The organism is Kineococcus aurantiacus, assembly GCF_013409345.1.
Lineage (GTDB): Bacteria > Actinomycetota > Actinomycetes > Actinomycetales > Kineococcaceae > Kineococcus > Kineococcus aurantiacus.
Window position 1 is genome coordinate 2,040,807 of the sequence record NZ_JACCBB010000001.1, and the last position, 26,848, is coordinate 2,067,654.

Sequence of the window (26,848 nt, forward strand, 5' to 3'; positions counted from 1 at the left end):
GTGACGCTCCGGACCCTAGTGGCAGTCACTGCCAACTCGACAGCGAATATCCTTGTTCCGTGACCGACACGACCACCGGACCGGACCTGCGCGAGCGACGCCGCCTCGCCACGCAGGCCGAGATCGAGCAGGTGGCGCTGGACCTCTTCGCCCGCAACGGCTCCGAACGCACCACCGTGGACGACATCGCGTCCGCCGCCGGCGTCTCCCCCCGCACCTTCTTCCGCTACTTCGCCACCAAGGAGGACGCCGCCCTCGGCGCGAGCCGCGCCTTCGACGCCGCCGTGGCCGCCCGGGTCGAGGCCCTCGTGGGGCACGGCGCCACCCTCGCCGACTTCGAGGACGCCATCGCCGGGGTCCTGGGGGGGATGACCGCCGAGGTCGGGTCCATCGAGCGGATGCTGCGCGTGCGGTGCATGGTCATGGAGGACGCGGGCCTGCGCAGCGCCCTGCTGCGCCTGGACGCCGAGCAGTCCCGGGCCTTCTTCCACCGGATCGCCGCCGCCACCGGCTCCCCCGCCGTCGACCTGCGGACGCGGGTCGTCGCCGAGACCCTCGGCGCCGGCCTGCGCGCGGCGCTCGACGACTGGGCGCGGCGGCGCGACGCCGGGGAGGACGCCGACCTCGTCGCGGTCTACCGCGGCGCGTGCGCGACGCTGCGCGAGGTCACCGCGGGGTGAGGCTGCGCAGCGCGTCCAGGCCCGGGCCGCGCAACCGCTCCAGCGCGGCCCCGGTGCGGCCCGTGGCGAGCAGCAGCAGGTCCCCCGCGGAGCCGGTCACGCGGGGTCCCTCGCCGGCGGCCCACGCGCAGTCCTCGGCCTCCAGCCGCGTCCTGCCCAGCCGGCGCCGCGCGTGGAAGGGCCAGCCCGTGGCCCAGGCCCGGTCCAGCGCGACCACCGCGGTGTCCGCGGGCACCGGCCGCTCGATCCCCAGCGGGACCGCGACGTCCTGCCCGTGCACGACCAGGTCGAACAGGATGTTGGCGTCCCGGACGAACACGGGCCGTTCCCGGGAGGTGGCCTCCGACCGCAGGTCCGCGACGATCCCCTCGCAGGGACGACGGTCGGCGTAGGTGACGACCACCTCCCACCCGGCGTCCCACAGGTGCCCGCGCTGGCGCACCAGCGCCCCGGCCAGGGTGCGGACCGGCGGCTCGCGCAGGGGGGTCATCACCAGGTGCGCCGCCACGTCCTTCACCCGCCACCGGGTGCACAGCGACCCCTGCTCCCACTGCCGGGCCGTCAGCCCCGCCAGCAGGTCGGCCAGGCTCAGCCGCTCCCGGCCGACCATCCGCCACACCGCGTCGTCCACCGTGACCACCGTCCGCTCCACCGCCCGAACAAGTACGATGCTCTGACCAAAGTAGTTCGAGACTCTGACTTCCGCAAGGAGCTGGGACGTGCCGGACGAGACCGGGCCGCTCAACGTGGGCCTGCTGCTGTTCATCCCCTACCGCGCCATGGAGACCCGGATCTTCCGGGCGCTCGCCGAGGCCGGCTTCGACGACTTCACCCCCGCCCAGGCCCGGGTGATGCAGCGCATCGGACCCGACGGCACCCGCCTCACCGAACTGGCCGAAGCGGCCCAGGTGACCAAGCAGACCGCGGGTTTCCTCGTCGACCAGCTCGAGCGCACGGGCTACGTGCGCCGCACCCCCGACCCCACCGACGCCCGGGCCCGGCTGGTGCGCGTCGCCGAGCGCGGCGCCGCCGCCCAGCCCGTGGCCGCCCGCGCCCTGGCCGCCGTGGAGGCCGAGTGGCGCGAGCACCTCGGCCCCCGCGCCTGGGAGCAGCTGCGCGCGACGCTGACGGAGCTGCGCACCATCACCGACCCGTACCTGTGAGACGGCCCCACCGGGAGCGCTCCCGCGATCGGGCGCCGCGGGGCGGGGCGGGGCGTCAGCCCGTCGGCACCCAGAACCGCAGCTTCGACCCGCGCCGGTCGGCGAACAGGCCGCCGTTGCGCTCGATCGCGCGGCGCGAGCCGACGTTGTCGACGTCGCACGTCACGAGCGCGCACTCGATCCCGAGCTGCTGCGCCACCGGCAGCGCGGCGGCGAGCATCGCCGTGGCGTGGCCGCGGCGGCGCACGGCGGGGGCGACCCAGTAGCCGATGTGGCCGCCGAGCTCGCGCAGGTGCGGGGTGAGGCGGTGGCGGACCTGCACGCGCCCGAGGTACTCCCGGCCCTGCACCCACCACAGGTTCGTGGAGGGGACGAAACCGTCCGGGCGCGCGGCGCCGTCCCGGGTGTCCGCCAGCAGCGCGGCGATCCACCGCTCGAACCCCTCGTCGTCGAGGTCCGCGGCGCCGCGGTAGGCCTCGTGGGCGTCCCACCCCGGGGCGGTGGCCGCGGCCCGCAGGGAGGCGGCGACCGACAGCCGCGGGACGACGAGCTCGGGCCTCAGCTCAGCCCCCGCAGCGCGACCGATCCCGGCGGGTAGTAGGCGCGCAGCCAGCTGGGGAACTCCCGCAGGATCCGGTCGTACAGCTCCGCGTCGTCGACGGCGTCGAGGTCGTCGAGGGCGAAGAAGCCCGTGTTGTCGAACTCCCGGCCCGAGAGGGTGTCCAGCTTCTCCAGGATCCCGTAGTCCGACCGGCCGATCCCGATGAACTGCCAGAACACGGGTGCGCGCCCGACCGCGCGCAGCGCCTGCTCGGTGCCCCTGTTGTCGGTGACCCCGCCGTCGTGGAAGAACAGCACGAGGGTGGGGATGTCGAGGGGTTCGCGCGCGACGAACCGGGCGACGTCCTCGATGGCGGCCTTCTCGTTGTTCCAGCCCCCGGCCCCGGTGTACCGCTGGGCCGCGTACCGCTCCAGCCACTGCGGCAGGCCGCCGATCGTGATGTCCTCCAGCCGTTCCGCGCGCCCACCCATGGCCCACGCCTGCATCTCGGCGCCGTCGTCGACCTGCGCGGCGACGGGGGCGACGCGCTCGACGGCGCGGGAGAACACGCCCCGGCGGTAGAGGCCGCCGGTGCTGCCGGAGACGTCGAGGACGACGACGACCCGGCAGCGCAGGCCCGCCGCGCGGTGCTTGGTGAGCACGAGCGCGACCTGCTGCTTGCGCAGGTTCAGCTTCTCGCGCATCGCGGGGGGCAGCTTCTCCTCGCCCTTGGTGAAGGAGACGGTCGGCGCCGCGGGCGCGGCGGGTTCCTCGGGCGCGGTGGGCGGTGCGGCCGGTCCCTCGTCGACCACCACCCCGAAGTCGGTCGCCAGCCCCCCGAGGCCGTTGTCGTACCCCTGCCCGACGGCCCGCACCTTCCACTCGCCGCCGCGCCGGTACAGCTCGGCGAGCACCGCGACGGTCTCGGGCCCCAGCCGCGACGGCGTGAACCCGACGGCCTGCCCGCCGTGCTCCAGGGTGAACCGGACGGTCGTGCCCGCGAACGTCGCCCCCTCCACCTCGGGGCTGGCCACCACGACGACCTTGTCGGCCCCCGGCCGCAGCGCCGCGAGGTCGACCGCCAGCGCCCGCCCCTCCAGCCGGACGCCGGGCGCGGCAGGCTGGTTGAAGAACACCATGTCGGCGTCGCCGCGGACCTTGCCGTCGGCGTCCACGACGAGGGCGGTGACGTCGACGGGCCCGTCGACCCCCACCCGCACGGTGGTCCCGGTGATCGGTGCGTTGCCGCCTTCGGCGAGGGTGGTCACGACCCCTGTCTACCCGAGGGACGGGGGGTGGTGGCAGGGTCGGGGCATGTCCACCTGGTTCATCACCGGCTGCTCGACCGGTCTGGGGCGCGCGCTGGCCCTCGCCGTCCTCGAACGCGGCCACAACGCCGTCGTCACCGCCCGCGACGCCTCGCGCGTCGAGGACATCGCGCAGGTCGCCCCCGACCGCGCCCTCGCGCTGTCCCTCGACGTCACCTCCCCCGCGCAGGTCGCCGAGGCCGTGGCCCGGGCCGAGGAGCGGTTCGGCGGGATCGACGTCGTCGTGAACAACGCCGGTTACGGGTACCGCGCGGCCGTGGAGGAGGGCGTCGACGCGGACGTGCAGACCCTGTTCGCGACGCACGTCTTCGGGGCGGCGTCGGTCCTGAAGGCCGCGCTGCCGGGGATGCGGGCGCGGCGCAGCGGGGCCGTGCTGAACGTGTCCTCGATCGGCGCGCACGTCTGCCCGCCGGGGTCGGGGTACTACGCGGCCGCGAAGGCGGCCCTGGAGGCGATGTCGCGGTCGCTGCGCCAGGAGCTCGCGCCGCTGGGGATCTCGGTGACGATCGTGGCACCGGGCGGGTTCCGGACGGACTTCGCGGGGCGGTCGCTGACGCAGTCGCCCGAGCCCATCGCCGACTACGCCGACACGGCGGGCCAGCGGCGCATCGAGAACGACACCGTCCACGGGACGCAGCCGGGCGACCCGGCGAAGGCGGCCGAGGCGATGATCGCCCTGGCCGAGGCGGAGAACCCGCCGTCGTCGATCTTCCTGGGTTCGGACGCGCTGGCCTCGATCGAGGCCGTCTTGAAGGAGCGCGTCGCGGAGGTCAACGTGTGGCGGGAGCTGAGCACCAGCACCGACTTCTGATCCCCGTGCCGGGTCGGGGGACCTGTGGTTGCCTGACGCCATGACACGCATCGGAACCTCGGACCTCGACGTGCGCCCGCTGAACCTGGGCGGGAACGTCTTCGGCTGGACCGCGGACGAAGCCACCTCGCACGCCGTCCTCGACGCCTTCGTCGAGGGCGGCGGCGACTTCATCGACACCGCCGACGTGTACTCGGCCTGGTCCGACGGCGGCGCCGGGATCTCCGAGACCATCATCGGCACCTGGCTGGCCAAGACCGGCAAGCGCGACCAGGTCGTCATCGCGACGAAGGTCGCCAGCAAGGAGGACCGCAAGGGCCTGTCGGCGGACAACATCGCCAAGGCGGTCGACGAGTCGCTGCAGCGGCTGCAGACCGACCGGATCGACCTGTACTGGGCCCACCAGGACGACCGCACCGTGGAGCTGGCCGAGACCCTCGGCGCGTTCGACGAGCTCGTGACGGCCGGCAAGGTCCGCGCGATCGGTGCGTCGAACTACACCGGCGCCCGGCTCACCGAAGCGCTGGAGACCTCCCGCCGGGAGGGGTTCGCCAGCTACGCCGCGGTGCAGAACCACTACAACCTCGTCGAGCGCGCGGAGTACGAGCAGGACGCACTGCCCGTCGTGGAGGCCAACGGCCTGGCCTCGCTGCCCTACTACTCGCTGGCGTCGGGGTTCCTCACCGGCAAGTACCGCCCCGGGCAGCTCGCCGAGTCCCAGCGCCGGGCCGGCGCCGCGAAGTACCTCGACGACCCCCGCGGGCCGCGGGTCCTGGAGGCGCTGGACTCCGTCGCCGCCGCCCACGGCGTGCAGGTCGCCTCGGTGGCGCTGGCCTGGCTGCGCCAGCAGCCGACGGTCGTGGCGCCCATCGCCAGCGCCCGCACGGTCGAGCAGCTGCCGGCGCTGCTGGCCTCGATGGACCTGGAGCTGAGCGGCGAGGAGCTGGCGACGCTGGACGCCGCCTCGCGCTGAGGGAGGCACAGGAAGCTCACGTTCCCTGCACTCCCGGCGGCACGCGCGGACGGTGCGCGTGCCGCACAGTGGAGGGGTGAGCACGACAGCCGCGCACCAGCAGTTCACCCCCTCGCACCCGTGGGGGGCCCGGCGGACGTGGTCCCTCGCGGCGCTCGCGGGGGCGTGGTGGCAGCTGGTGGCGCTGGGCGTCGTGTACGTCGTGTGCGTGCGGACGGCGACGGGTCAGCTGCACGAGAACCGGCTGCACACCGAGGCCGTGGCGACGCGGGGGTCGCAGACGGGCTGGCTGGGGTGGGCGTTCTCGGTCGTGGACCGGCTCGAACCGCAGCACCTGGTGGTGGGGGTCGTGGCGGTGGGCGCGGTGGGCCTGCTGCGCGGCCGGCCGGGGCGGGCGCTGCGGGCCGTGGTGGTGGCCGGGGGGACGCTGGGCCTGACGGAGCTGCTGAAGCTGGTCCTGCTGGAGCGCCCGGCCCTGCTGGACCACGGGTCGACGTCGAACAGCCTGCCCAGCGGGCACACGGCGGCCGTGCTGGGGCTGGCGCTGGGGCTGCTCGTCGCGGTGCCGCGGTGGCTGCGGTTCCCGGTGGCGCTGGCGGGGGCGGCCGCGGCGGGGGCGATGGGGGCGTTCGTCATCGCCGACGGCTGGCACCGGGTGAGCGACGTGCTGGCGTCGGCGCTGGTGGGGTCGGTCGTGTTCTGCCTGGTGCAGGTGGCGCCGAGCCGGGACCGCCGCCCGGCGGGGGCGCTGGTGTCGCTGGCGGTGGTCGTGCCGCTGGCCTGCGCGGCGGCGCTGGTGGTGGTGTACGCCGGTGGGGTGCCGCTGACGGCGGCGTACCTGGTGGCGGGGGCCGTGATGGCCCTGACGGTGCTGTGCGCGGCGCGGGCCCTGCCGCGGGAGGTGCGCTAGGACGGCTGCGGGCAGGATGGGGACATGTCCCACCACACCACCGACCGGTTCGCCGAGGACCCGACCCCGCCCGACGCCCCCCGCGAGACCCAGGACGGCCCCGAGCCCCGCGTGGTCGTCGTGACCCCGCAGGGCATGGGCATCGCCGAGCCGCCCGAGGACGGTGAGCCGGGTCCGGCCGACCTGGTCTCGCAGCCGGCGAAGGTCATGCGCATCGGCAGCATGATCAAGCAGCTCCTGGAGGAGGTGCGGTCGGCGCCCCTGGACGAGGCGGGCCGCAACCGGCTGGCGGAGATCCACGAGCGGTCGCTGAGCGAGCTGGAGGACGGCCTGTCCGCGGACCTGGTGGAGGAGCTGCGCCGCATCGCGCTGCCGTTCGCCGAGGGCCAGACGCCGTCGGAGAGCGAGCTGCGGATCGCCCAGGCCCAGCTCGTGGGCTGGCTGGAGGGGCTGTTCCACGGCATCCAGACGGCGCTGGTGGCCCAGCAGATGGCGGCGCAGGCGCAGCTGCAGGAGATGCGCCGGGCGCTGCCGGGGGCGGCCGCGCCCGGTGGCGGGCCGCGCGGTGACGGCATGCCGCGCATGCAGGGCCCGGGGACGGGGCAGTACCTCTGAGGCTCGCGTTCTGGCGCCGGGCGCCCGACCCCCTCGGCGAGGGGGTCTGGGCGCGGGCCGACCACGCCGTGGACCGCGCGGTGCGCCGCGTGGAGATGGTCGTGGGCGGCACCCCGCCGGGACCGGCGCGGGAGGCGCTGGAGGCGTTCCTGCCGCGGGTGGACCTGGTGGCGCGGGCCGTGCGGGCCCAGTGCCTGCAGGCGCAGGCGGTGGCCCCCTCGTCGTCGGCGATGCTCGTGCCCGGCGGGCCGGACGGGGAGCACCCGGAGGTCCACCGGCGGCTGACGCGGACGGCGACGGCGTGCGCGCAGGTCGCCGAGGCCGCGGCGATGGTGCGGGTCTCGGGGACGGCGGACGCCGGCCGGCTGGCCGCCGTGGAGCGAGCCGTGGTGCGGGCCGAGGAGCTGGCGCTGCTGCGCTGAGGGTCCGGCCGGGCGGGTCAGCCCGCCAGGAGGCGCCGGACCGCGTCGACGACGACGTCGCGCCGGTGGCGCGGTGAGCCCTGGGTGAGGTCGTCGAGCTCGGGCACGGTGGTGTGCCACACGGTGGACACCTGCAGGACGAGCCCGAGCAGCTCGGCCGCCGACCAGCGGTCGGGCAGCCGCCCGTCGGCCTGGGCGGCGGCGATGGCGGCGACCTTGGCCCGGTTGGACTCCTCGATGGAGCGGACGCGGCGGCGCCCGGCCTCCTCGCCGGTCCCGCTCTGCTCCAGCCGGTGCCAGGCGGCGATGCGCTGCACCTCGGGGCGGGCGGTGTAGGAGTCGTGCAGGCGGCCGGCGTAGCCGGGCAGGTCGTCGACGTCGATCGGGACGTCGCTGGTGGTGCGCGCCACGATCCGGTCGAAGACGGCGGCGAACAGGCCGTCCTTGCTGCCGAAGTAGTGGTAGATCTGCGCCTTGTTCGAGCCGGCCGCGGCGGCGATGCGGTCCACGCGCGCCCCGGCCAGCCCCCGGGCGGAGAACTCCGCCGTCGCGGCCTCCAGCAGCCGCCCCCTGGTCGCCTCCGCGTCGCCCGCCACGGGGGGATCTTACGACTGACCGTTCAGTTGACACGCTCACCGGGGCGACGTACGGTCCCCACCGTCAACCAAACAGTTAGTCGAAAGGATCGACCGTGAGCCAGGTCTTCCTCGTCACCGGCGCCTCCCGCGGCCTGGGCCGCGAGATCGTCACCGCGGCGGCCGCCGCCGGTCACCGGGTCCTCGCCACCGCCCGCCGCCCCGAGGCCCTCGACGACCTCGTCGCCGCCTCCGGGGGCCGCGTCCGGGCCGCCGCGCTCGACGTCACCGACCCCGACGCCGCCCAGCGCGCCGTGGACACGGCCGTGGAGGCCTTCGGCCGCCTCGACGTCCTCGTCAACAACGCCGGGTACGCCGACCTCGGCACCGTCGAGGACACCCCGCTGGACGCCTTCCGCGCCCAGGTCGAGACGAACTTCTTCGGGGTCGTCCACCTCACCCGGGCCGCGCTGCCCGTGCTGCGCCGCCAGGGCGGCGGCCACGTCGTGCAGGTCTCCTCCGGCGGCGGCCGCCTGGCCACCCCCGGCCTGAGCGCCTACCAGTCCGCCAAGTGGGCCGTCGGCGGGTTCTCCGAGGTCGTGGCCGCCGAGACCGCCGGCCTGGGGATCAAGGTCACCGTCCTGGAACCGGGCGGCATGCAGACCGACTGGGCCGGGGCCTCCATGGGCTCCCACCCCGCCGGGGAGGCCTACGCGCCGCTCATGGCCCGGGTGAGCCGGCTCAACGAGTCCCTCGCCGGCGGCGGGTCCGCCAGCGACCCCGCGAAGGTCGCCCAGCTCGTGCTGCGCGTGGCCGCGATGGACGAACCGCCGCTGCGCCTGCTCGTGGGCGCCGACGCCGTCGAGCTCGTCGCCGCCGGGGCCCGCCGCCGCGCCGAGGAGGACGAGCGCTGGCGGGAGCTGTCGCTGTCCGTCGCCCGCGAGGACGCCACCCCGCTGGACCTGTCGGTCCTCGGGCACTGACGCGCCCGCGGGGCAGCGCGGGGTTGCAGCGCGGGGTTACGGTGCCCGCGTGACCCACTGGGGCGGCAGCGGCGACTACGTCGAGGGCGAGCGCGTGTTCGCCCCGCCCCTCGGCAGCCTCGACCCCGACTGGGTGGCGGGCCTGGTGCTGGACCGGCTCGGGCCGGCGGCGGCCGTCCCCCGACAGGTCCTGGCCGACGCCGCCCAGGCCGACTGGACCCGCCGGAGCGCGGGGCGGGGCCAGGACGAGCGGGCGGCGGCCCTGGGCGGGGACGGCCTGCCCGCGGGCACCGCCCGCGCCGTGGTGCGGGCCGTGGAGGACTTCGTCACGGCCTACGGCGTCGACTGAGCGCCCGCGCCGACCCCGTCCCCGCTCCCGGGGGCTTGTGTCGGAGCTCGGTGTCACGGTGTGCTCATCCCGAAGGACCACCGGGTGACGGACGAACGACACAGGGGGACGTCTCGTGCACATCGACAACGCTCGTGAACTCAAGGCCCGGCTGCTGTCGGGGGTCGTGCAGGCCTCCTCGCTGGAGCAGCCCACCGGGGTGGCCAGCGTCGGCATCAGCGTCCTGCCCACCGGCGAGGGCGGCGGCCCCCGCTACGGCCTGGCCGTGCGCTACTCCGGCAACCGGGGCGAGGTGCTGGCCGACAGCGCCCGCGAGCTGGCCGCCCGGACCGCCGGGGACGAGGTCGACATCCGCGAGATCGGTCTCGTGCAGGCGCTGACGGCGCCCGTCGAACCCGGCACCTGGGCCCCCGAGACGCTGCGGCGCCGGACCCGCCCCCTGCACCCGGGCCTGTCCACCGCCCACCGGGACGTCACCGCCGGGACCCTCGGCGGGTTCGTGCGGGTCGAGGGCTCCGACGGGCTGTACGCGCTGTCGAACAACCACGTCCTGGCCAACTCCGACCAGGCCGCCCTGCAGGACCCCGTGCTCCAGCCCGGCCCCTACGACGGGGGCACGGCGGCGGACCGGGTGGGGCGGCTCGCGCGGGCCGTCGCCCTCGACGCCGGCGGCGGGAACGCCGTCGACGCCGCCATCGCCCTGCTGGAGGACGAGGAGGTGGACCTGGAGTACCCCGTGGGCCGCCTCACCGGCTGGGCCGAACCCGACGACGAGGTCGCCGTGGAGAAGGTGGGCCGCACGACGGGCTGGACGAAGGGCCGGATCAGCGCCATCGAGCTCGACGACGTCGCCGTCCAGTACCCCGTCGGCGTCGTCAGCTTCGACGGGCAGATCGAGGTGACGGGCGACGCGGGCGCGTTCTCCGCCGGCGGGGACTCCGGGTCCCTGGTGTACCGCCCCGACACCCGCCAGGCCGTGGGGCTGCTGTTCGCCGGCAGCGAGCGCGGCGGCCCCGGCGGGGCCGGGCTGACGTTCTGCAACCCGATCGGCCTTGTGCTCAGCGCCCTGGGTGCGACACTGGTCGTCTGAGCGCGGCCCTCCCCCCTTCCCCGGGGCGGACACGCAGACCGGCCGCCGACCGGACCAGGGAGTCGGGTGTGAGCGACCGGGACGCTGCACGGGCCGCGAAGTCGCAGGTCCAGGACCTCGTGGGTTCCGACCCGCGGGTCAACGGCATCGGGCTGACCCACGTCGGCCCCGCGTGGGCCGTGAAGGTCAACGTCGTCGACGACCAGGACTACCCGGAGCTGCCCGAGCAGGTCTCCGGCGTCCCGGTCGTCGTCCGCGGGGTCGGCCGGATCAGCGCGCTCTGACCCGCGGGCCCCGACCAGCGGGCCCCGACCAGCGGGCCCTGACCAGCGGGCCCTGGTCAGCGGGCCCGCAGCAGCCTCTCCAGCACCTGCGCCACGCCGTCGTCCCCGCAGTCGGGGGCGACGGCGTCGGCGGCCGCGAGGGCCTCGGGGTGCCCGTCGGCCATCGCGTAGGAGCGCCCCGCCCAGCGCAGCATCTCCAGGTCGTTCGGCATGTCCCCGAACGCGACGACCTGCTCGGCCCCCACGCCCCGGTCGGCGGCCACCTCGGCCAGCGTCGAGGCCTTGCTGACCCCCGCGGCCATGATCTCGATGAGGGAGTCCGCGGCGTTGGAGTGCGTCACGTTGACCAGGCCGCCGAGCTCGCGGCCGGCGACGGCGACCATCTCGTCGGACAGCACGCCGGGGCACTTCGCGAGGACCTTCACCACCGGCGGGGCGTCGGCCAGCAGCTCCTCGAAGGGCGCGACCCGCTGCTCCAGGCCCCCGTCGAAGCGCGTGGCGTACTGCGGTTCGCGGCGGAAGCCCACGACCGCCTCCAGCGCGAACCCGATGCCCGGCAGGACCGGGCGCAGCGTCGAGGCCACCGCCCGCACCACGTCGACGGCGATGGCGTGCTGGCGCACGACCCGCCCGGCGTCGAGGTCGTAGACGACCGCCCCGTTGGCGCACACGACCTGGCCGCGCAGGCCCGCCTCGGCGGCCAGCGGCGTCACCCAGCGCGGCGGGCGGCCGGTCACGGGGACCACGGGGATGCCCGCGGCGTCGCAGGCCGCGAAGGCGGCCAGGGTGCGGTCGCTGACGGGGCGGTCGCGCGGGATGACGGTGCCGTCGAGGTCGGTGGCGACCAGCCGCCAGGTGCGGGCGAACTCGGTCTCGGCCGCGTCGAGCGTGGCTGCCTCGGAGGTCACCGGCCCATCCTCCCACCCCCCGCGCCCGGACCCGCGCCGGTGCCCGGGGGGGTCAGCGGCGCGCCGGCCCGCTGCTGGCGCGCGGCACGAGCCGGGCCCCCACGAGCACCGCGGCGGCCGGTTCCCCCTCCATGGCCGCCGTCATGCGCTCCAGGCACCGCGCCCCCAGCGCCGCCCAGTCCGGGCGCACCGTCGTCAGCGGCGGGAAGAAGTGCTCCGAACCCTCCACGTCGTCGTAACCGACGACGGAGACCTCCTGCGGCACCCGCACTCCCGCGTCCGCGAAGGCGTGCAGCAACCCGAGCGCGAGCTGGTCGTTCGCGGTGAACACGGCCGTCGGCAGCGGGCGCACGTCCCGCTGCGCGAGCAGCGCGCGGCCGACGCCGAACCCCGCGGACGCCGTCCAGTCGCCCGGCAGCGGGTCGCGCGGCTCCAGCCCCGCCCGCAGCACCGCGTCCCGCCAGCCGCGCTCGCGGGCCCGCGCGTCCAGCCACTCACGCGGGCCGCTGACGTGCACGACGTCGCGGTGCCCCAGGTCCAGCAGGTGACCGACGGCCAGCCCCGCCCCCGACCACTGGTCCACGGCGACCGCGTGGATCCCGCCGCTGACCCGGCCGGGCCCCACCATCACCACCGGCAGCCGCCGGCTGTAGTCCTCCACCGCGCGCACGGCCTCGTCGTGCGAGGCGATGACCACGACCCCGTCGACGCCCTGGTCCAGGAAGTGCTCCAGCGTCGCCCGAACCGTGGCGACCTCCCAGCGCGTCACCGTGGCCACCGAGACGTACGTCCCCTGGCTGCGCGCCGCGTTCTCGATCGCGATGAGCGTCATCGTCGGGCCGTGCAGCGGGGAGTTCTCCGTGATGACCCCGATCGCCCCCGTGCGCCGGGTCACCAGCGCCCGGGCGGCCTCGTTGCGGCGGTAGCCGAGCTCGGCGATCGCCGCCTGGACCCGTTGCCGCGTGACGGGTTTGACGTTCGGGTGGTCGTTGAGGACCCGCGACACCGTCTGGTGCGACACCCCGGCCAGCTTGGCGACGTCGCTCATCGCCGGCGGGCGACGGTCGGACCGGTCGACGCTCATGGAGGTCCTCCGTCGGGTCGGCAGCGCTCACACCACGGGCACCGCTCCGGACCGTCGCCAGGGTCCCGGCGGCGCCCGCCCCGGGCGGGGCTCAGGGGGCCGCGGGGACCAGGTCCTCCAGGACCTGCGCCAGCCCGTCCTCCTCGACGTGCCCCGTCACCGCGTCCGCGGCGGCGCGCACCTCGGCGGGGGCGTTGCCCATCGCCACGCCCCGGCCGGCCCAGCGCAGCATCTCGATGTCGTTGCGCCCGTCCCCGACCGCCAGCGTCCGCTCCCGCTCGACGTCCAGCCGCATGCGCACCTCCTCCAGGGCGCTGGCCTTCGTCACCCCGTCGGGGGCCAGGTCCAGCCAGGCTGTCCAGCCCACCGAGTACGCCACGCCCTTCAGCCCGACCTCGTCGACCAGCCGGGAGAACTCCGCGGACGTGTGCTCGGGGCTGCGGATGATGACGCGCATCACCGGCTCGGCGAACAGCTCGTCGAACGGAACGACCTCCATCTCCCCCGTGAGCTCACCGTCGGGGAACGGCGCCGTCAGCTTGTACCCCCGGCCCAGCACCTCCACGGCGAACAACCCCGCCGGCAACTGCTCCCGCAGCAGCTCGGCGACCCCCGACGGGTCGAACGTGTGCAGCGACACCACCCGGTACCCCTCGGGTTCGGCCCGGTCCAGCTGCACCGTCACCGCCCCGTTGGAGCACACCGCGAAACCCTCGTGCAGGTCCAGGCGCTGCAGCACCGGCAGCGTCCCGTGCAGCGAACGCCCCGTGGCCACCACGACGTGCGCCCCGGCGTCGGCGACGCGCCGCACCGCCGCCCGCACCCGGTCCGACATCGACTCGTCCAGGTCGACGACGGTGCCGTCGACGTCCAGGGCGACGAGAAAGCCCTCCAGCCCCACGTCGCCCCTCAGCCCGCGACGGGCCGCAGCACGTCCAGGCCCAGGAACGGCTGCAGCGCAGCGGGGACCCGGACCGAACCGTCGGCCTGCTGGTGGTTCTCCAGGATCGCCACGATCCAGCGGGTCGTGGCCAGCGTCCCGTTCAGGGTCGCGACCGGACGGGTCCCCGACCCCTCCTCCAGGCGCTCGCGGACCCCCAGGCGGCGGGCCTGGAACGTCGTGCAGTTCGACGTCGAGGTCAGCTCCCGGTACGCGCCCTGGGAGGGGATCCACGCCTCGCAGTCGAACTTGCGGGCCGCGGAGGACCCCAGGTCCCCGGCCGCGGTGTCGATGACCCGGTACGGGACCTCGATCGCGGCGAGCACCTCCTTCTCGAAACCCAGCAGCCGCTGGTGCTCGGCGGCGGCGTCCTCGGCGCGGCAGTACGAGAACATCTCCACCTTGTGGAACTGGTGGACGCGGATGATGCCGCGGGTGTCCTTGCCGTACGAACCGGCCTCGCGGCGGTAGCACGCCGACCAGCCCGCGTACCGCTTCGGGCCGCCCGACAGGTCGAGGATCTCGTCGGCGTGGTACCCGGCGAGCGCCACCTCCGACGTCCCCGTGAGGTAGAGGTCGTCCTCCTCGAGGTGGTAGACCTCCGCGGCGTGCGCCCCGAGGAAACCGGTGCCGGCCATGACCTCGGGCTTGACCAGGGTCGGGGTGATCATCGGGCTGAAGCCGTTGGCGACGGCCCGGGCGACCGCGAGGTTCAGCAGCGCCAGCTCCAGCCGCGCCCCCACGCCGGTGAGGAAGTAGAACCGCGAACCCGACACCTTCGCGCCGCGCTCCATGTCGATGGCGCCGAGCAGCTCCCCCAGCTCCAGGTGGTCGCGCCAGGCGTCCAGGCCCTCGGGCAGCGCCGGCGGGGCGCCGACCTCCTCCAGCACGACGTAGTCGTCCTCGCCGCCGGGCGGGACGCCGTCCTCGACGACGTTGGGGATGGTGCGCAGCGCGGCCTCGAACTCGGCGCCGACCGCGTCGGAGTCGGCCTCGGCGGCCTTGACCCGCTCGGACAGCTCCTTCACGCCCGCGAGGAGCTTCTGCTTCTCCTCGCCCTTGGCGGCCGCGACCTCCTTGCCGCGGGACTTCTGCTCGGCCCGCAGCTGCTCGAACTCGGCGATGGCGTTGCGCCGCCGCGCGTCGAGGTCGAGGACCCGGTCGACGGCGCCCTCGTCCTCGCCGCGGGCCCGTTGGCTGGCGCGGACGACGTCCGGGTCGTCCCTCAGCAGTCGCAGGTCGATCACGGCTAGACACTAACGGGTCGGCCCCCGCCGGACCGACCGGTGCGCGCCCCGCGGTGGTCCCGCGGTGGCCCTGCGGCGCCGCGCGGCGGGGACCAGCCGGTAGCGTGACCGGATGACGGTCGCCGACCTGCTCGACACCGGCGTCCTCGCCGTCTTCCTCGCCCTCGCGGCCCTCGTCGCGTTCTCGCTGCTGCTCCGCGAGCGCCGCACCACGCGCCGGCTGCGCACCCAGCAGGTCCCGCCCGCGGCCCCGGCGGCCCCGGCGGCCGGGGCGCCCCGCCGCCGCGCCGCGATCGTGGTGAACCCCACGAAGTTCACCGGGCTCGACGAGCACTCGCTGCGGCGGCGGCAGGCGTACGTCGCGGCCGTGTTCCGCTCCCACGGCTGGGAGGACCCGCTGTGGCTGGAGACCACGCCCACCGAGCACGGCCGGCAGCAGGCGCGGGACGCGGTCGCGCAGGGCGTCGACATCGTGCTGGCCGCCGGCGGGGACGGGACGGTGCGGTCGGTGGCCGAGGGGCTGGCGGGCACGTCGACGCCCATGGCGCTGCTGCCGGCCGGCACCGGGAACCTGCTGGCCCGCAACCTCGACGTCCCGCACACCGACCTGGCCGCGGCGCTGGACCTGGTGTTCTCCGAGGAGGACGTGCGCGTCGACGTGGGCTGGCTGGAGGTCGACCGCTCGGGCCGCGACGCCGAGCCCGAGCGCCACCTGTTCCTCGTCATGGCCGGGCTGGGGTTCGACGCGGCGATGATGGCCGGCGTCGAGGACCGGCTCAAGCAGCGGCTCGGGTACGGGGCGTACGTGGTCTCGGGCGCGCGGGCCCTGTGGGGGCCGCAGGCGAAGGTGCAGGTCTCCGTCGACGGGCAGGCCCCGGCGCCGGTGCGCACGCGGGCGGTCATCGTGGGCAACTGCGGGAAGCTGACGAAGCAGCTGGTGCTCATGCCGGACGCCGAGATCGACGACGGGTACCTCGACGCCGTGGTGCTCTCCCCGCGCGGCGGGATCGGCTGGGGCGAGGTGGCGTGGGCCATCGCGACGCGCGACCGGCGCGGTCAGCGGCGCGTGCGGCACCTGCGGGGCAAGCGGTTCGAGGTGACGTGCCAGGAGCCGCAGGAGGTGGAGCTGGACGGTGACCCCATCGGGCCCGCCCACCGGGTCACGCTGACGGTCGACCCGGGCGTCCTGCGGGTCCGCTGCCCGCCGCTGCGCGCGGGCGCCCACGCCGCCCCGCGCTGACCCGCCGCGCCGACCCCCGCGCCGACCCCCGCGCCGACCCCCGCGCCGACCCGCCGGTCCCGGGCTCAGCCGGCGACCGGCACGGCCGGGTGGACCCCGCGGCCCCGGTCCACGACCGTCCGGTCGCGGCCGTCGGCCTTGGCCCGGTACAGGGCGCGGTCGGCGCGGGCCAGGGCCGCCGGGGGCACCTCCGAGCCGTCCCACTGGGCGACCCCGATGGAGCACGTCTGCCCGTGCGGCACGGCGGCGTGCACGGCGTGCAGCCGCACGGCGGCCTCCTCGGCGCTCGCCCCCACCAGCAGGACGGTGAACTCCTCCCCGCCCCAGCGCGCCAGGAAGGCGCCGGGCAGCGCCTCGCGCCAGGCGCTCGCGGCCGCGACCAGCAGGGCGTCGCCGCCGTCGTGGCCGTGGGCGTCGTTGAAGGCCTTGAAGCGGTCGAGGTCGACGATGGCGACCGCGACCGCCGCGCCGGAGGCGTGGGCGGCGACGAAGCTGCGGGCGACCTGCGCGTCCCAGGCCCGCCGGTTCGGCAGCCCGGTCAGGGGGTCGGTGTCGGCGAGGCGCTCGACGACGGCGGCCTGCCCGCGGGCGATCCGCAGCAGGTCCCCCACCCGCAGCAGGACGAGCGCGACGACCACGAGCGAGACGAACCCCAGCGCCAGGCCGTGGTCGCCGGCGCCGGGCACGACGTGGTCGGCCACCGTCACCACGGGCGGCAGCAGGGCCGCGGCGGCCAGCAGCGGCATCCGGACCAGCGTCGCGGACGGCGGGGGCGCGGCGGGTCGGCGCCCGAGCGCCGTCGCCGAGGGGCTGCACCCGGCGGCCGCGACGCAGACGTAGAAGACCAGCCACAGCAGCCGCACCCCGCGCGGCGGGTCGGTGTCGCCGGCGGCGGTGAGGACGGCGACGGTGACGTCGGCCACGACGCTGGCGAGCAGGCCGCCGGTGAGCCACCACAGCGCCGCGGGGCGGTCGCTGCGCCACCCCGACGCGCGGGCCAGCAGGAACACCACCGCGACGTCGGAGACGGGGTAGGCCGCGGCGACGAGCCGGGTCAGCAGGCCGTCGCCGGGGCCGCCGAGGGCGGGCAGGACGGTGTAGACGACGAAGAGGAGGCCCACGCTGGTGGTCACGAGGACGACGTCGAGCAGCGGGCCGCGGCGCAGGCCGCCCCGCGGGGCCGGCAGCAGCCGCAGCACGGCGAGGAACTGCAGCCCCTGCCCGAGCAGGAAGAGCACGTCCGCCGGGGACGGCGTGAGGCGGCCGCCGGTCCAGCTCAGGTGGGCGACCTCGACCTCCGCGGCGCAGAACGCGGTGAGGGCCGCGCCCAGCGGCAGCCACGGCCGGCGGGCCGGGGAGGCGGCGGCCACGACGAGCAGGACCAGCGTGCAGGCCCCGACGACGGCGACGTACCCCAGCTCCTCGGGGTGCCCGGCCGGCAGCAGCAAGTAGCCGGGGACGAGGAGGACCAGGACGCCGGCGAACAGGAGGTCGGTCCGCGGGCGCGGTGCGCTCACGGCGCCACGACCCCCGTCTCGAGCCGGCCGAGGGCGTGGGCGGCGCGGGCGGCGGCGGCCACCGCCGCGTCGCGCAGCACGGGCGGCAGGTCGTCCTGGGCGTCGCGCCAGCACTGCACCAGCACGAGCCGGACGCCCCGCTCGTCGGCGACGGGGACGGTGAGCACCGACCGCGCGCCCAGGTGCCGGGCGGCCGCGGCGTCGACGACCGAGCTGGTCCCCGCGTCGGGCACCCACACGGGCCGCCGGCCGGCGACGGCGCGGGAGACGGCGCTGCGGGTGGAGGTGTCGACGACGTGCCCGTCCAGCGCGTCGGCGTCGGCGTCCCCGACGACCCCCACGACGTCCCACCGCTCGGCCAGCGGGGAGATGCGCCGCAGGACGAAGCTGAAGTCGGGGCGGGTCAGGTCGTGGACGGCGCGGGCGAACCCGCCGCCCACGGCGCAGGCGTCCGCGGCGAGCTCGACGTCGGCCACGGCCTGCAGCAGGGCGTGGACGCGGTCCAGCAACCCGGCGGCCTCGGCACCCTCGAGGTGCTCGGCGACCAGACCGGCCAGGGCCCGCAGCTGGGCGCGGCGGCCGTCGTCCAGGGGGATCGGCAGCAGGTCGTACACGCACAGCACCCCCAGCGTGCGGCCGTGGGCGTCGACGACGGGCACGCCCGCGTAGTGCCGCACACCGGCCCGGCCCGCGACCCCGCCGGCCACCCGCGGGTCCGTCCGGCAGTCCAGCTCCAGGAGGTCCTGCTGCAGGACGGCCCACGCGCAGGGGGTGCCGTCGCGCGGTCCGCGGGTGACGTCGTGGCCGTGCGTGGCCAGGGCGTGCACGTGCTCGTCGGTGACGACGTTGAAGCTGGCGAACCGGGCCCCGGTGACGGCCGCGGCGAGCGCGGTGACGCGGCGCAGCAGCCGCTGGGAGCCGGAGGCGGACTCCAGGACCCGGTGCGCCAGCCGCAGCCGGTCCGCTTCGTCGACCGGCCGGGGCGCGCGGACCGGCTCGTCGGCGGGCAGGACGACCTCCCGCACGGGGGCGGGTGCGGCGGCGAAGACGTCGGCGGCGGGGACGGGCCGGGAGAAGTGGAAGCCCTGCAGGACGTCGGCCCCGAGCCCGCGCACGACCTCGGCGGTGCGGGCGTCCTCGACGCCCTCGGCGACGACCTCCACGGACAGCCGGTGGGCGAGGTCGACGAGCGCGCGGACGATGGCCGCGTCGGCCGGGGCCTGCGGGGCGGCCGCGACGAACGTCCGGTCGATCTTCAGCTCGTCGACCTCGAGCTGGCGCAGCATCGTCAGCGACGTGTAGCCGGTGCCGAAGTCGTCCAGGGACACCCGCGCCCCGGCCGCGCGCAGGGCGGCCAGGACGGCGGCGGCCCCGGCGGGGTCGGCGAGCAGGGCGCTCTCGGTGACCTCCAGGGTCAGGACGCCGGGGTCGAGGCGGTGGGCGGCGAGGACGTCGCGGACGGTCCCGACGAGCGTGGGCTCGCCGACGACGGCGGCGGACAGGTTCACCGAGACGCCCACGTCGTGCCCGTCGGCCCGCCAGGCGGCGCACTGGGCGACGGCCTCGCGCAGCACCCAGCGGGTCAGCGCGACGATCGCCTGGCTGCGCTCGGCGAGGGGGACGAACGCGCCGGGGCCCAGCAGCCCGCGCTCGGGGTGCTGCCAGCGCACGAGGGCCTCCACGCCCACGACGCGGTGGGTGCCGGCGGTGACGAGCGGCTGGTAGTGCACGCGCAGCTGCCCGTCGGCGATGGCGGCGGGCAGCTCGGTGTGCAGGGCGAGCGCGTCGAGGTCCACGGCGGCGGTGCCCTCGGCCACGGCCACCCGGCGGGGGGCGGTCCCGGCGCGGGCGTGGGCGACGTCGGCCGCGGCGAGCAGGTCCTCCAGGTCGCGGCCGTGGTCGGGGACGCAGGCGACGCCGACGGACGTCTCGGGCCGCACCCGCAGCCCGCGGCCGGGCCCCAGGTCGGGCAGCTCGACCGGTTCGAGCAGGGTGCTGCGCAGCGCCGTGCCCTCCTGGCGGCCGGTGGCCGGGGCGTCGCCGGCGGTGCCGGTGGTCAGGGGGCGCACGACGGCGAGGGTGTCCGGGCCGAGGCGGGCGACGACGGCGCCGGGCAGCTCGGCGAGGCGGCGGGCGGACTCGGCCAGGACGGCGTCAGCGGCGGGGCCGCCCAGGGCCAGCCGCAGCTCCCGCAGGTCGTCGAAGCCCACGACGCTGACGGTCCAGGCGGTCTCGGCGTCCTCGGCGACGGCCCGCAGGGGGGCGGCGCAGCGTTCGAGCAGGCCCCGGCGGCCGGGCAGGTCCGGGACGTCGCGGCGCGCGGCGCAGCGCCGGGCGGCGCGCGCGGCGAGGCGCCCGAGCAGCCCGGCGGCCGCGCGGGCGGGAGTGGTCACCCCCACAGGTTCGGCGGCCCCAGCCGTCCGCTCGATGCGCCGAGCGGGTGGTCCCGGGCGCCGGGGTCAGGAGGCGGAGCCGGCGCGCAGGCCGTCGAGCCAGGCCTGGGCCGCGCTGAAGCCCTCCTCGGTGGGGCCGCTGCCGGTGATGGTCCGCCCGCCGTCGGAGCGGGGGTAGCTGCCGACGAAGCGGACGCGCTCGCAGACGCGGTGCAGCCCCATGAGGGCCTCCCCCACGCGGGCGTCGCTGACGTGCCCGTCGCAGTCGATGGAGAAGCAGTACCGGCCCAGGGCGTCGCCGGCGGGGCGGGACTCGATGCGGGTCAGGTTGATGCCGCGGGTGACGAACTGCTCCAGGGCCTCCACGAGCGCGCCGGGGCGCTCCTCGCGCAGGAACACCACGAGGGACGTCTTGTCGTTGCCCGTGGGCGCGGGGACGGTCCCGGGCCGGGAGAGCAGGACGAACCGCGTCTGGGCGCCCTCGCGGTCCTCGATGCGCTCGGCGAGGACGTCCAGGCCGTGCCGGGCGGCGGCGAAGGGAGCGCAGATGGCGCCCTCGAACCCGGCCGGCTCGCCCCCGGCCAGCTCGTCGGCCAGCGCCTGCGCGGAGGCGGCCGTCGACGTGGCCGGCACGTAGGCCGCCCCAGGCAGGTTGGCGTGCAGCCAGCGGCGGACCTGGGCGTAGGCGTGGGAGTGGGTGCTGACGCGGGTGATGTCGCCCAGCCCCACGCCCGGGCGGGCGGCCAGGACGAAGCTGACGGGGATGACGACCTCGGCGACGACGACGAGCGGGTCACCGACCGCGAGGCCGTCGAGGGTGGCGGGCACGCCACCCTCGACGGAGTTCTCGATCGGCACGCAGCCGACGTCGGCCGCCCCGGAGCGGACGGCCTCGATGGTGGCGTCGACGCTGCTCAGCGGGGTCGCGGGGACGTCGCCCACGACGGTCCGCAGGGCCGCTTCCGAGAAGGTCCCGACCGGGCCGAAGAACGCGTAGCGCAGCACGGTCGCACACAGTAGCCGTCGGGGTCGGGCCGCCCGGTCAGCCCGCCCGGCGCAGCTTGCGCTTCTCCGTCCGCTCGCTCCAGATGGCGTCGCGCTGGTCCTCGGTCAGCCCGCCCCACACCCCGTAGTTCTCCCGGTGCGTCAGGACGTGCTGGCGGCACTGCCGCAGCACGGGACACTCGGCGCAGATCGCCAGGGCCGCGGCGTCGCGGTGCTGGCGGGCTGCGCCCCGTTCGAGCTCGGGGTGGAAGAAGAGCTCGGGGTCCGCGTCGCGGCAGGCGCCCGAGAGCTGCCACTCCCAGGCGTCGACCGTGGGGCGCAGGCCGTTGCTCGTCTCACTCACTGGTGGTTCCCCCCTCGGTCGTGTTCACGTGGAGCGCTCTTGCCCCCGGGGGAGAAAAGCTAAACGCTACGCGACCAATCCGTCACTACCCGTGATTGATCTTCGGTGTGTCTCGTCAGCAGCCGCCACATGACCACCAGGGACGCGCACGCCCACCACAGGTCCCCGTTCTGCACGACCCGGGCCAGCACCGTCGGCACGCTGCGCGAGGCCAGCAGGTTCGCCCCCCACCACGGCCACGCCACCCACAGCAGCACCAGTCCCACGACGGCCGCCACCGCGCGGGAGCGCACCCGGGCGTCCCCCACGACCGCGCCCAGCACGACCACGCCCCACAGGTAGTGGTGCAGCCACGACACCGGCGAGACCAGCAGGGCCACCACCCCGCACGCCGCGACCTCCCCCACCAGCGACCCCCGCCGGTGCAGCCGGCGCGCCAGCGCGTACCCCGCCACCGCCGCCGCGAGCGCCAGCACGCCCCACACGGCCGTCGTCGCCCCGTCCGACAGGTACAGCCGCAGGACGAAGCCCCGCAGCGACTGGTTCGACGACCCCGCGTTGGGCCCCAGCCGGTCCGAGTTCAGCAGCGCCGACGTCCAGAACTCCAGCGACCCCTCCGGCGCGACGAGGAACGTCGCCACCGTCACCCCGACCGCGGCCAGCACCGCGTTGCGCAGCTCCCGCCACTGCCGCGTGATCGCGAAGTGCACGAGGAAGACGCCGGGCGTCAGCTTGATCGCCACCGCGACCCCGACGAGCGCACCCCGCGGCCAGCGCAGCGTGAACCGGCCCAGCCGCAGCCCGTCCGCGCCCCGGAGCAGGTCCAGCAGGCACAGCGTCACGAGGATCGCGTTGACCTGCCCGAACCGGATGTTCTCCCCCACCGGCGAGATCCACGCGCACGCCGCCGCCACGACCCCGTGGGCCAGCCCGGCGAACCGGCCCGCGCGCGCCAGCAGCGGCCCGAACGCCAGGCCCACCACCACCCACAGCAGGGCCAGCTGGAACGCCGTCCACACCCAGCCCGCCACCGCCCACGGCAGCAGCGCCAGCGGGATCGACAGCACCGCCGAGAACGTCGGGTACGTGAAGGGCAGCAGTTGCGGGACCTCGGTCTCGAACTGGTACACCGGCCGCCCCAGCAGCAGCGAGCGCCCGGCCTCCCGGTAGACCTCCAGGTCCACCTGCCACTGGTCGTCCGGGTAGGCGACGAGGTAGCGGTGGACGACGGGCGCGACCGCGACCAGGAGCACCAGGACCCCCAGCCACCGCCACGCACCCGCCCGTGAGGTCTCCCGGCTCAGCACCCCCCGATCCTCCCCCAGCGGCGCACAGGTCCCGACCACCGCCGCCCCTAGCCTGTGGGCGTGCCCCACCCGGACGTCCTCCCCCTCCCCGCTCGAAGCACACCCCGCGCCCCCGGCAAGCCCTTGCCCGGGGCTCTTCGTGTGCTCTGCGCCCTCGTCGGGGTGCTGGTCGGGGTGCTGGTCGTGCTGGCCGGGGCGGTCGGGCCCGGGGCGGGCGCGGCGCGGGCCTCGACGACGGCGCAGCGCGCGCCCCTCGTCGTCGTCGGCTTCAGCGGCGTCCGCTGGAGCGACGTGTCCGCGCGGGCCACCCCGGCGCTGGCCTCGATGACGTCCGGGGCCATCGGGACCGTCGCGGTCCGCAGCGTCTTCACCGCCGCCTGCCCGGCCGACGGCTGGCTCGGGCTGTCCGCGGGCCGGCGCGCCACCGACTTCGACGGGACGTCCGCGCAGCACGCCGGCGCCCCGTGCGCGGCGGTGCCCGCCCCCGTCGACGGCGTGCAGACGCGGTTCGCCGAGTACCGCCGGATCGCCGACGGCGACACGTTCAGCGCCGTCCCCGGCACCCTCGGGCAGGCCCTGGCCGACGCCGGCACCCGCACGCTGGCGGTGAACCCGGGGGCGGCGGTCGCGCTCGCCGGCACCTCCGGCGCGGTGCCGGCGTACGTGGACGCCGGCACCCCCGCCGAGGTCGGCGGCTACGTCCAGGACGCGCTGGAGACCGGCACGCAGGTCGTCGTCGTCGACGCCGGCGTGGTGCGCGACCCCGCCGACCTGCCGTCGCGGGAGACCGCCCCGGCGACCTCGCGGGCCGAGCAGGTCGCGGCCGTCGACGCCGTGGTCGCCGCGGTGCAGCGGGCGGTCGCGGACTCGACGGGCGCGGACGCCACGACGCTGCTGGCGGTGTCCCTGGCCGACGCGGGCCGGACCGCGCACCTGCAGTTCGGCGCGGCGACGGGCCCGCAGCCGGGGTCGGGCTCCTACGAGGGGTTCCTGGGGTCCCGCTCGACGCGGCAGACGGCGATCGTGCAGACGACCGACCTGACCCCCACCGTCCTGGCGCTGGCCCTGGGCACCGACCACGGCACGGCGGGCCTGGTCGGGGCGCCGGTGACGTCGACCGACGCCGGGGCCGACGCCGCGGCGCGGGAAGAGAAGGTCCGCGACCTCGACGCGGCGGCGCAGGCCGTGCAGCCGCTCGTCGGGCCCTTCTTCACCGTGTGGGGGGCCTCGCAGATCGTGCTGTACGCGGTCGCGACGATCGCGCTGCGCAAGGCGTGGGGCGGGCCGGCGGGGCGGCGCCGGATCCTCGCGGGGCTGCGGGTCCTGGCCGTGGTCTTCGGCGCGGTCTGCGCCTCGACGTTCCTGGCGAACACGATCCCGTGGTGGCGCCACGGGAGCTCCACCGGCTCGCACCTGCTGGCGGTCAGCGGCGCGGTGGCCCTGTACGTCGCCGTCATCACCGCGCTGGCGCTGCTGGGCCCGTGGCGCCGGCACGCGCTGGGCCCGCTGGGGTTCGTGGGGTTCGTGACCGCGGCGGTGCTGGCGGTCGACTGCGCGACGGGGTCGCGGCTCATCACGTCCAGCCTCAACGGCCTGCAACCCGTCGTCGCGGGCCGGTTCTACGGCCTGGGCAACCAGCAGTTCGCGCTGTTCGCCACGGGGTCGCTGCTGTTCACCATCGCCGTCGCGGACCGGCTGGTGCGCGACGGGCGGCGGCGCGCGGCCGTGGTCCTCGTCGCGGTCGCCGGGCTCCTGGCGACGTACGTCGACGGGGTGCTGGGCTCGGACTTCGGGGGCCCGCCGGCGATCCTGCCCGCGTTCGGCTTCCTGGCCCTGGTCGTGGCGGGGGTCCGCCTGACGCCGCGGCGGGTGGCCGTGGTGCTGGGCGTGACGGTCCTGGCGCTGGCGGCGATCTCGGTCGCGGACTGGCTGCGGCCCGTGGACGACCAGACCCACCTGGGGCGGTTCGTGCAGAGCCTCCTGGACGGCGGCGCGTGGCAGGTCGTGGAGCGCAAGGCCGCGCAGAACCTGCGCATCCTCTACGGCAACTGGCTGCTGAGCCTGGTGCTGGCCGTCGCGGCGGTGTTCATCGCCTTCGTGCTGGCCCGGCCGAAGGTGCTGGGGGTCTCGGTGCTGCAGCGCGCCTACGACCGGTTCCCCGTCCTGCGCCCGGGGCTGGGGTGCCTGCTGGTGCTGCTGGCCGTCGGCTTCGCCGTCAACGACTCGGGGGCGGCGGTGCCGGCGGTGGGGGCGATGCTCGCGGTCCCCCTCCTCATCGCGTGCGTGACGCGCGTGCTGGAGGGGGACCCCGAGGACGTCCCCGCCGTCAGGGCGTGACCGTCACAGCGTGACCGTCAGAGCTTGAAGGTCGCGACCAGCGCGTTGAGCTCGGCGGCGGCCTGGGAGACCTCGGCGGCCGAGGTGGCCGTCGCGGTGGCGCTGCCGGTGGTCCGGCCCGCCGAGGCGGCGATGCCGGAGATGTTCGCGGCGATCTCCTGCGAACCGGTGGAGACCTCGGTGACGTTGCGGACCATCTCGGCCGTGGTGGCCGACTGCTCCTCCACCGCCGCGGCGATGGTGGCCTGCAACCCGTCGATGCGGGCGATGACCTCGGCGATCTGCCCGATGACCACGGTGGCGGCCTCGGCGTCGGCCTGGGTGGCGGCCACCCGCCCCACGATCTCCTCCGTGGCCCGGGCGGTCTGCTGAGCCAGCTCCTTGACCTCCCCGGCCACCACGGCGAAACCCTTGCCCATCTCCCCGGCCCGGGCCGCTTCGATGGTGGCGTTCAAGGCCAGCAGGTTGGTCTGCTCGGCGATGGAGGTGATGAGCTTGACCACGTCGCCGATCTCGCGGGAGGAGGCGCCCAGGCGCTGGATGGTGGCGCTGGCCTGGTCGGCGGAGGCGACGGCGGTGCTGGCGGTGGAGGAGGCCTGGGCGGTGGCGGTGGCGATCTCGCGGATCGCCGAGCTCATCTCGTCCCCGGCGGCGGCGACGGTGCCGATGTTGGCGCTGATTTCCTCGGTGGCCGCCGAGACGACCTGGGCCTGGGAGGCGGACTCGTCGGCCCCGGTGGACAGCTCGGCGGCCACGGACGTCAGCTGCCGGGAGGAGGCGGCCAGCCCGGCGGCCGAGGACGACATGCGCGAGACGAGGGAGCTGATGCCGCTGCGGGCGCGGTTCACGGCATCGGCCATGGCCCCGAGCTCGTCGGCGGCGTGCACCTGCGCGGGGACGGTCAGGTCGCCGGCGGCGACGGCGTCCAGCGCGGTGCCCACGGTGGTGAGCTGGCGGCGGATGGTGCGCAGGACGGCCGCGGCGATGATCCCGGACAGCAGCAGCCCACCCACGAGGACGGCGACGACGACGGTGCGGGCCCGGGCGACGGTGTGCTCGGCGGCGGCCCGGCGGGCGGCGGCCTGGGTGGTCTCGGTCTCCTGCAGGGTCGCGATGGCGGCGTTGAACCCGTCCTCGGCGCCGCCGAAGCGGGCCCCGATCTGGTCGCCGGAGGGCATCTGGAACCCGGCGGGCGGTTTCTGCTGGAACACCACGACGTCGCGCAGGGCGGCGTAGTCGGCGTAGGAGGTGCGCAGGTCCTCGACCGCGGCGAGCGCCTCGGCGCCGGGGCCGCGCTGGGCGTAGGCGTCGAGGGCGTCGGCGAGGTCGGCGTCGGCGTCGTGCGCCAGCTGCACGGAGGCGGGGACGTCGGCGTTCGGGATGCCGGCCAGGAACTCGGCCCGGTACTGCGCGGTGATGGCCCCGCGCGCGGTGGCGATGTCCTGCATGCCCGCGACGTGGTGGGCGCTGATCCGCTCGACCTCGTGGGCGGCGCCCTGCATGCCGGCGACACCGACGGCACCGACGGCGACGGCGACGGCCGAGGCGGCCACGACGGCGGCGGCGATCTTGGTGGTGACGGAGCGGTCGGCCAGGGGGCGACGGGGGCGGGGGCTGGCGGCGGTGCCGGCGGGCATGGCTCTCCTCCTGGAGGGTCGTCGGGCGGCCGGCTCGGCTGTTCGATGCGGTGGCCCAGTGCTGGGGCATCGACGCACCGGCGGCCCACCTTGAACACCGGGCGCGGGAGTTCCCCGGGAATTCCCGCGAGCGGCTGCATCCGGGACGGGCCACCGGCCGGAAGGG

The 26,848-nt window shown here is 76.2% G+C and carries 27 protein-coding genes; 13 read left to right on the forward strand and 14 right to left on the reverse strand.

Annotated elements, in window-relative coordinates:
- The first annotated feature begins 59 nt into the window (after positions 1-59).
- On the forward strand, positions 60-680 hold the full coding sequence (locus tag BJ968_RS23745) for a TetR family transcriptional regulator (RefSeq protein WP_218884965.1): 621 nt from the start codon (positions 60-62) through the stop codon (positions 678-680).
- Here BJ968_RS23745 and BJ968_RS09815 read toward each other — a convergent pair.
- Positions 667-1,320, reverse strand: a complete 654-nt coding sequence (locus BJ968_RS09815) for a maleylpyruvate isomerase family mycothiol-dependent enzyme (protein WP_179751350.1) — start codon at positions 1,318-1,320, stop codon at positions 667-669. The two genes, BJ968_RS23745 and BJ968_RS09815, sit on opposite strands and share 14 nt — an antisense overlap.
- 139 nt (positions 1,321-1,459) lie before the next feature.
- Between BJ968_RS09815 and BJ968_RS25600 the strand changes: the two genes are divergently transcribed.
- Positions 1,460-1,843: a MarR family winged helix-turn-helix transcriptional regulator gene (locus BJ968_RS25600; RefSeq protein WP_179756485.1), complete on the forward strand. Its 384-nt coding sequence runs from the start codon at positions 1,460-1,462 to the stop codon at positions 1,841-1,843.
- Positions 1,844-1,898: 55 nt separating this feature from the next.
- Here the strand turns inward: BJ968_RS25600 and BJ968_RS09825 are convergent, their stop codons facing one another.
- Together BJ968_RS09825 and BJ968_RS26525 are read right to left on the reverse strand one after the other, a co-directional pair.
- Positions 1,899-2,405, reverse strand: a complete 507-nt coding sequence (locus BJ968_RS09825; protein WP_179756487.1) for a GNAT family N-acetyltransferase — start codon at positions 2,403-2,405, stop codon at positions 1,899-1,901.
- Positions 2,402-3,652, reverse strand: a complete 1,251-nt coding sequence (locus BJ968_RS26525) for a VWA domain-containing protein (RefSeq protein WP_179751352.1) — start codon at positions 3,650-3,652, stop codon at positions 2,402-2,404. Before BJ968_RS26525 ends, BJ968_RS09825 begins: the two co-directional genes overlap by 4 nt.
- 46 nt (positions 3,653-3,698) lie before the next feature.
- Here BJ968_RS26525 and BJ968_RS09835 point away from each other — a divergent pair, with 46 nt between their 5' ends.
- From BJ968_RS09835 to BJ968_RS09855, 5 genes are all read left to right on the forward strand, one after another.
- The gene (locus tag BJ968_RS09835) at positions 3,699-4,523 is read left to right on the forward strand and encodes an oxidoreductase (protein WP_179751354.1); all 825 of its coding nucleotides are present in this window, start codon (positions 3,699-3,701) and stop codon (positions 4,521-4,523) included.
- A 40-nt stretch (positions 4,524-4,563) separates the two neighbouring features.
- On the forward strand, positions 4,564-5,496 hold the full coding sequence (locus tag BJ968_RS09840) for an aldo/keto reductase (protein WP_179751356.1): 933 nt from the start codon (positions 4,564-4,566) through the stop codon (positions 5,494-5,496).
- 76 nt (positions 5,497-5,572) lie between these two features.
- On the forward strand, positions 5,573-6,406 hold the full coding sequence (locus BJ968_RS26530; protein ID WP_179751358.1) for a phosphatase PAP2 family protein: 834 nt from the start codon (positions 5,573-5,575) through the stop codon (positions 6,404-6,406).
- 24 nt (positions 6,407-6,430) lie between these two features.
- The gene (locus BJ968_RS09850; protein WP_281372694.1) at positions 6,431-7,021 is read left to right on the forward strand and encodes a bacterial proteasome activator family protein; all 591 of its coding nucleotides are present in this window, start codon (positions 6,431-6,433) and stop codon (positions 7,019-7,021) included.
- Between the two features lie 80 nt (positions 7,022-7,101).
- Entirely contained in the window at positions 7,102-7,443 is a 342-nt protein-coding gene (locus BJ968_RS09855; RefSeq protein ID WP_179751360.1) for a hypothetical protein, read from the forward strand.
- A 17-nt stretch (positions 7,444-7,460) separates the two neighbouring features.
- Here the strand turns inward: BJ968_RS09855 and BJ968_RS09860 are convergent, their stop codons facing one another.
- Positions 7,461-8,039: a TetR family transcriptional regulator gene (locus BJ968_RS09860; protein WP_179751362.1), complete on the reverse strand. Its 579-nt coding sequence runs from the start codon at positions 8,037-8,039 to the stop codon at positions 7,461-7,463.
- Between the two features lie 95 nt (positions 8,040-8,134).
- On the opposite strand from BJ968_RS09860, the gene BJ968_RS09865 reads away from it, so the two are divergent.
- The 4 genes from BJ968_RS09865 to BJ968_RS09880 all read left to right on the forward strand — a co-directional run bounded on the left by BJ968_RS09865 (position 8,135) and on the right by BJ968_RS09880 (position 10,724).
- Entirely contained in the window at positions 8,135-9,001 is an 867-nt protein-coding gene (locus tag BJ968_RS09865) for an SDR family NAD(P)-dependent oxidoreductase (protein ID WP_179751364.1), read from the forward strand.
- 49 nt (positions 9,002-9,050) lie between these two features.
- Positions 9,051-9,350, forward strand: a complete 300-nt coding sequence (locus BJ968_RS09870) for a hypothetical protein (RefSeq protein ID WP_179751366.1) — start codon at positions 9,051-9,053, stop codon at positions 9,348-9,350.
- A 115-nt stretch (positions 9,351-9,465) separates the two neighbouring features.
- Positions 9,466-10,440, forward strand: a complete 975-nt coding sequence (locus BJ968_RS09875) for a chymotrypsin family serine protease (protein WP_179751368.1) — start codon at positions 9,466-9,468, stop codon at positions 10,438-10,440.
- A 68-nt stretch (positions 10,441-10,508) separates the two neighbouring features.
- A complete protein-coding gene (locus tag BJ968_RS09880) occupies positions 10,509-10,724 on the forward strand; it encodes a hypothetical protein (RefSeq protein WP_179751370.1) in 216 nt (71 codons plus the stop codon).
- 56 nt (positions 10,725-10,780) lie between these two features.
- On the opposite strand, the gene BJ968_RS09885 is transcribed toward BJ968_RS09880, so the two are convergent.
- From BJ968_RS09885 to serS, 4 genes are all read right to left on the reverse strand, one after another.
- The gene (locus BJ968_RS09885) at positions 10,781-11,632 is read right to left on the reverse strand and encodes an HAD-IIB family hydrolase (RefSeq protein ID WP_179751372.1); all 852 of its coding nucleotides are present in this window, start codon (positions 11,630-11,632) and stop codon (positions 10,781-10,783) included.
- Positions 11,633-11,684: 52 nt separating this feature from the next.
- Positions 11,685-12,716 carry a LacI family DNA-binding transcriptional regulator gene (locus BJ968_RS09890; protein WP_218884968.1) on the reverse strand — a complete coding sequence of 344 codons (1,032 nt, stop codon included), beginning with the start codon at positions 12,714-12,716 and terminating at the stop codon, positions 11,685-11,687.
- Positions 12,717-12,807: 91 nt separating this feature from the next.
- Positions 12,808-13,617, reverse strand: coding sequence for an HAD family hydrolase (locus tag BJ968_RS09895; RefSeq protein ID WP_343077934.1), 810 nt, complete (start codon positions 13,615-13,617; stop codon positions 12,808-12,810).
- 8 nt (positions 13,618-13,625) lie between these two features.
- Entirely contained in the window at positions 13,626-14,903 is a 1,278-nt protein-coding gene (gene serS, locus BJ968_RS09900; RefSeq protein ID WP_179751374.1) for a serine--tRNA ligase, read from the reverse strand.
- 112 nt (positions 14,904-15,015) lie between these two features.
- Between serS and BJ968_RS09905 the strand changes: the two genes are divergently transcribed.
- Positions 15,016-16,143, forward strand: a complete 1,128-nt coding sequence (locus BJ968_RS09905) for a diacylglycerol/lipid kinase family protein (RefSeq protein WP_179751376.1) — start codon at positions 15,016-15,018, stop codon at positions 16,141-16,143.
- Positions 16,144-16,208: 65 nt separating this feature from the next.
- Here the strand turns inward: BJ968_RS09905 and BJ968_RS26535 are convergent, their stop codons facing one another.
- The 5 genes from BJ968_RS26535 to BJ968_RS09930 all read right to left on the reverse strand — a co-directional run bounded on the left by BJ968_RS26535 (position 16,209) and on the right by BJ968_RS09930 (position 22,708).
- Positions 16,209-17,660 carry a diguanylate cyclase domain-containing protein gene (locus tag BJ968_RS26535; RefSeq protein WP_179751378.1) on the reverse strand — a complete coding sequence of 484 codons (1,452 nt, stop codon included), beginning with the start codon at positions 17,658-17,660 and terminating at the stop codon, positions 16,209-16,211.
- Positions 17,657-20,053: an EAL domain-containing protein gene (locus BJ968_RS09915; RefSeq protein WP_179751380.1), complete on the reverse strand. Its 2,397-nt coding sequence runs from the start codon at positions 20,051-20,053 to the stop codon at positions 17,657-17,659. The genes BJ968_RS26535 and BJ968_RS09915 overlap by 4 nt, the downstream gene beginning before the upstream one ends.
- 66 nt (positions 20,054-20,119) lie before the next feature.
- Positions 20,120-21,058: a prephenate dehydratase gene (gene pheA / locus BJ968_RS09920; RefSeq protein ID WP_179751383.1), complete on the reverse strand. Its 939-nt coding sequence runs from the start codon at positions 21,056-21,058 to the stop codon at positions 20,120-20,122.
- 37 nt (positions 21,059-21,095) lie between these two features.
- Positions 21,096-21,401, reverse strand: a complete 306-nt coding sequence (locus BJ968_RS09925; RefSeq protein ID WP_179751386.1) for a WhiB family transcriptional regulator — start codon at positions 21,399-21,401, stop codon at positions 21,096-21,098.
- Positions 21,402-21,460: 59 nt separating this feature from the next.
- Entirely contained in the window at positions 21,461-22,708 is a 1,248-nt protein-coding gene (locus BJ968_RS09930) for a glycosyltransferase 87 family protein (protein WP_179751388.1), read from the reverse strand.
- 141 nt (positions 22,709-22,849) lie between these two features.
- Here BJ968_RS09930 and BJ968_RS09935 point away from each other — a divergent pair, with 141 nt between their 5' ends.
- Positions 22,850-25,045 carry a hypothetical protein gene (locus tag BJ968_RS09935; RefSeq protein WP_179751391.1) on the forward strand — a complete coding sequence of 732 codons (2,196 nt, stop codon included), beginning with the start codon at positions 22,850-22,852 and terminating at the stop codon, positions 25,043-25,045.
- Positions 25,046-25,062: 17 nt separating this feature from the next.
- Here the strand turns inward: BJ968_RS09935 and BJ968_RS09940 are convergent, their stop codons facing one another.
- A complete protein-coding gene (locus tag BJ968_RS09940) occupies positions 25,063-26,682 on the reverse strand; it encodes a methyl-accepting chemotaxis protein (protein WP_281372695.1) in 1,620 nt (539 codons plus the stop codon).
- Between the last annotated feature and the right edge of the window lie 166 nt (positions 26,683-26,848).

Excerpts from the sequence above, each read along its gene's own strand:
- BJ968_RS25600 (WP_179756485.1), top strand. The coding sequence starts at position 1,460 with ATGGAGACCCGGATCTTCCGGGCGCTCGCCGAGGCCGGCTTCGACGAC.
- BJ968_RS09835 (WP_179751354.1), top strand. The coding sequence starts at position 3,699 with ATGTCCACCTGGTTCATCACCGGCTGCTCGACCGGTCTGGGGCGCGCG.
- BJ968_RS09840 (WP_179751356.1), top strand. The coding sequence starts at position 4,564 with ATGACACGCATCGGAACCTCGGACCTCGACGTGCGCCCGCTGAACCTG.
- BJ968_RS09850 (WP_281372694.1), top strand. The coding sequence starts at position 6,431 with ATGTCCCACCACACCACCGACCGGTTCGCCGAGGACCCGACCCCGCCC.
- BJ968_RS09890 (WP_218884968.1), bottom strand. The coding sequence starts at position 12,716 with ATGAGCGTCGACCGGTCCGACCGTCGCCCGCCGGCGATGAGCGACGTC.
- BJ968_RS09905 (WP_179751376.1), top strand. The coding sequence starts at position 15,016 with ATGACGGTCGCCGACCTGCTCGACACCGGCGTCCTCGCCGTCTTCCTC.
- BJ968_RS09940 (WP_281372695.1), bottom strand. The coding sequence starts at position 26,682 with ATGCCCGCCGGCACCGCCGCCAGCCCCCGCCCCCGTCGCCCCCTGGCC.